Here is a 3,211-nt window from a genome sequence, read left to right on the forward strand (position 1 = left end):
ATCTGAAACAAGGGGCGGCTCACATGCCAAAAGAAGATAATCTCAAACTGCTAATTTTAGTACTTTATGTATTGCTTACGCTAATTCTCCTCATGATGTATTAAAAGCAAAAACAGCCGGTACACGAGAACTTTGCTCGTGAGTATCGGCTGTTTTTGTGTTCAAATTAGAATCCTTTGTACTGTGGTTCTTCGTTTTCCAATTGCTGCACCCTGGAGGAAACTTGATTAACAATGTCTTGCGCGGCCATCGCAGCAGTTTCATACAACTGTTTAGCCTCTTGATTCTGCGTGCTTAACGCAAAGGTCTCTAGGCTTGCTTGCGCGCTTTTGAGGGAGGCTAGTGTTGTTTTTACTTGAGCAGCTACAGTCATGGTAGGCACCTCTTCATTTGAATTTTTGGATTGCAACCAAAGAGAGCATAATGATTTCACTTGTTTGCGCTCATTAATATACCCTGTCTCTTCATTCTCATAATTGACAAATAAATACAGAACAATTCAATGATAGCACTCGCTTATTTTGCACATAATGACTTTGTTTGGAGTACTACGAAGGAGAGGGGAACGGGCCCGTGGCAGATTGGGTACATATCATTATTAGAGCGTTTAGCGCGCTGGTTATTCTGTTTGTACTGACACGAATCCTAGGGAAGAAACAGATATCTCAGCTGACCTTTTTCGAATATGTAATCGGCATTACGCTGGGTGACTTGGCTGGTGTCATTTCAACAGATGTAGAAAGCAACTTCATGCATGGGATTATCGCCATATTAGTTTGGTGTCTTGTGCCTTTTATATTGGAATTGCTGACACTCAAAAGCAAAACCTTGCGCATGTGGTTTGAGGGGAAAGGCACCGTACTCATCAAAGATGGGAAGGTTCTTGAGGAAAATTTGAAAAAAGAAAGATATACAGGGGACGAGCTGCTCGAGCAGTTGCGTACGAAGAGTGTTTTCAAACTGGCGGATGTGGAGTTTGCGATGCTTGAATCCAGCGGCGATCTGAGCGTTTTGCTCAAAAGTGAGATGCAACCTCTGACGCCCAAACATTTGGGGATGAAGCTGGCTACAGAGAAACCGACCCAAACCGTCATTATGGATGGCGAAATCCAGAAGGAGCCACTGGCTGCAGCGGGTAAAGGAATGGGATGGCTGCAAACGGAACTGGATAAGCTAGGAGTAACGAAAGAAAATGTATTTCTTGGCCAAGTGGACACCAACGGGGATTTCACCGTTGATCTCTATGATGACAAGCTGCAAGTGCCTCAACCGAGCGAAAGACCTGCGCTTCTAGCGACTCTGAAGAAATGTGAAGCGGATCTGGAGCTGTATTCCTTAACAACGAAGCATCCTGATGCCAAAAAAATGTATCAAGATAGCTCCGTGACGATGACGAAGGTCATTCAGGATCTTCATTCCCTGTTAAGATCCTAATCAAGCAGGAGGGAAAGTATGGCCAACAATAAGAAGAAAAATCTAACAATGACCCAACAGGAGTATCAGGAATTAGCAAAACGGATTGAACCCAAGAGACCTGTTTTGAAAAATTGCCTTAGAGCTTTTTTAGTTGGCGGCACGATTTGCTTAATTGGTGAGTGCTTTATGCCCGGGCAGAGGGATTAGTTCTTGGGGTAGGCGGGAACATGTTCAAACTAGCGGGTTCTGTCATTGTTTTTGGCACCGTGGCTGCTTTCGTTGTGGGTCTCTTGCATCTAATCATAATGGGTGGGGGCTGATTCTATGCTGAAAGGGCATCAAAGCTGGGTTTTTGAGAATCGACCCGTCATTCTATCGACAGGAACAGTCGTTGGGCCTGATGAAGGCGAAGGACCTCTAGCTGAAGATTTTGACATTGTACATGGCGATCTGACCGTTGGTCAGAAGACGTGGGAGAAAGCAGAGAAGGCGCTGCTTGAGGAAGCCGCGCAACATGCGCTCGATAATGCCGGGCTCACGGGCGGCCAAATTCAGTTCTATATTGGAGGCGATCTGATGAATCAGATCATCTCCAATACGTTCGCGGCACGCACGCTGGGCATGCCGTATCTTGGCATCTTCGGTGCTTGCTCGACCTCGATGGAGGGGCTGGCGCTTGCCGCGCAGCTGTTGGATTCAGGAGCCGCCAATTATGCCATGGCAGGCACCTGCAGCCACAACTGCACGGTGGAGAAGCAATTCCGCTATCCGACGGAATACGGATCGCAGAAGCCACCGACAGCGCAGTACACCGTGACTGGCGCTGGGGTGGCGGTGCTTGGGAAGACGGGGGATGGCCCCGTCATCACATCGGCAACGATCGGCAGGGTTGTGGATATGGGCATCACCGACCCTTTCAATATGGGCGCAGCGATGGCTCCGGCTGCGGTTGATACAATTCAGGCTCACTTCCGCGATTTGGACCGCGAGCCGGGGTATTATGATCTCATCGTGACAGGGGATCTTGCTGCGGTCGGTTCCGAGATTGCACGTGAACTGTTTGAGAAGCACAAGGTTCCGATTGAACAAACGACGTATGACGATTGCGGCTTGATGATCTATCAGCGGGACAAGCAAAATGTCCAAGCAGGAGGCAGCGGCTGCGGCTGCTCAGCAACCGTCACATACGGGCATCTCCTTAAGCGCATGAAGAAAGGAGAGCTGAAACGCATTCTTGTCGTTGCTACAGGCGCCTTGCTGTCTCCGCTTTCCTTCCAGCAAGGGGAAAGCATTCCGTGTATCGCGCATGCAGTTTCTATTGAGTCTGGAGGGTTGTACGCATGAACTTTTTTTGGGCTTTTGTCATTGGCGGCGCTATCTGTGTCTTCGGGCAGCTCTTAATGGATATTGGGAAGCTGACACCGGCACATACGATGAGTACGCTCGTTGTCCTTGGGGCTATCGCAGACGGTTGCAATTTGTATGACCCATTCATTGAATTTGCTGGGGCTGGAGCGACCGTACCGATCACCAGCTTTGGCAACGCCCTCGTCCATGGGGCTCTGGAAGAGCTCCATAAGGATGGCTACATTGGGATCATAACCGGGATTTTTAAAGTAACCAGCGCAGGTATCTCAGCAGCGATTATTTTCTCCTTTATTGCTGCAGTGTTTGTTAAACCAAAGGGATAGAAAGATTTACCAAGAAGGGGCTGTTCAAAAAGGTCAGGAATGACCTGATGAATATTCCCTTCCGGCAATTTGGATGCCGCTTGGGCATTTAATCCATATTGGAT

The 3,211-nt window shown here is 48.3% G+C and carries 4 protein-coding genes and 1 pseudogene; 4 read left to right on the top strand and 1 reads right to left on the bottom strand.

The features are described 5' to 3' along the window. Positions 1-166 precede the first annotated feature (166 nt). Complete coding sequence (locus tag AC1DUA_RS36050) at positions 167-373, bottom strand: DUF1657 domain-containing protein (protein WP_127449940.1); 207 nt, start codon at positions 371-373, stop codon at positions 167-169. A gap of 200 nt (positions 374-573) precedes the next feature. Here AC1DUA_RS36050 and AC1DUA_RS36055 point away from each other — a divergent pair, with 200 nt between their 5' ends. The 4 genes and pseudogenes from AC1DUA_RS36055 to spoVAE all read left to right on the top strand — a co-directional run bounded on the left by AC1DUA_RS36055 (position 574) and on the right by spoVAE (position 3,107). Continuing rightward, entirely contained in the window at positions 574-1,434 is an 861-nt protein-coding gene (locus AC1DUA_RS36055) for a DUF421 domain-containing protein (protein WP_477504306.1), read from the top strand. An 18-nt stretch (positions 1,435-1,452) separates the two neighbouring features. After that, positions 1,453-1,736: pseudogene (locus tag AC1DUA_RS36060) on the top strand (SpoVA/SpoVAEb family sporulation membrane protein). A gap of 4 nt (positions 1,737-1,740) precedes the next feature. Next, on the top strand, positions 1,741-2,760 hold the full coding sequence (spoVAD, locus tag AC1DUA_RS36065; protein ID WP_477504307.1) for a stage V sporulation protein AD: 1,020 nt from the start codon (positions 1,741-1,743) through the stop codon (positions 2,758-2,760). Beyond that, the gene (gene spoVAE, locus AC1DUA_RS36070; RefSeq protein ID WP_477504308.1) at positions 2,757-3,107 is read left to right on the top strand and encodes a stage V sporulation protein AE; all 351 of its coding nucleotides are present in this window, start codon (positions 2,757-2,759) and stop codon (positions 3,105-3,107) included. The genes spoVAD and spoVAE overlap by 4 nt, the downstream gene beginning before the upstream one ends. Positions 3,108-3,211: the final 104 nt, after the last annotated feature.

Source organism: Paenibacillus sp. 01T422, from assembly GCF_056398785.1.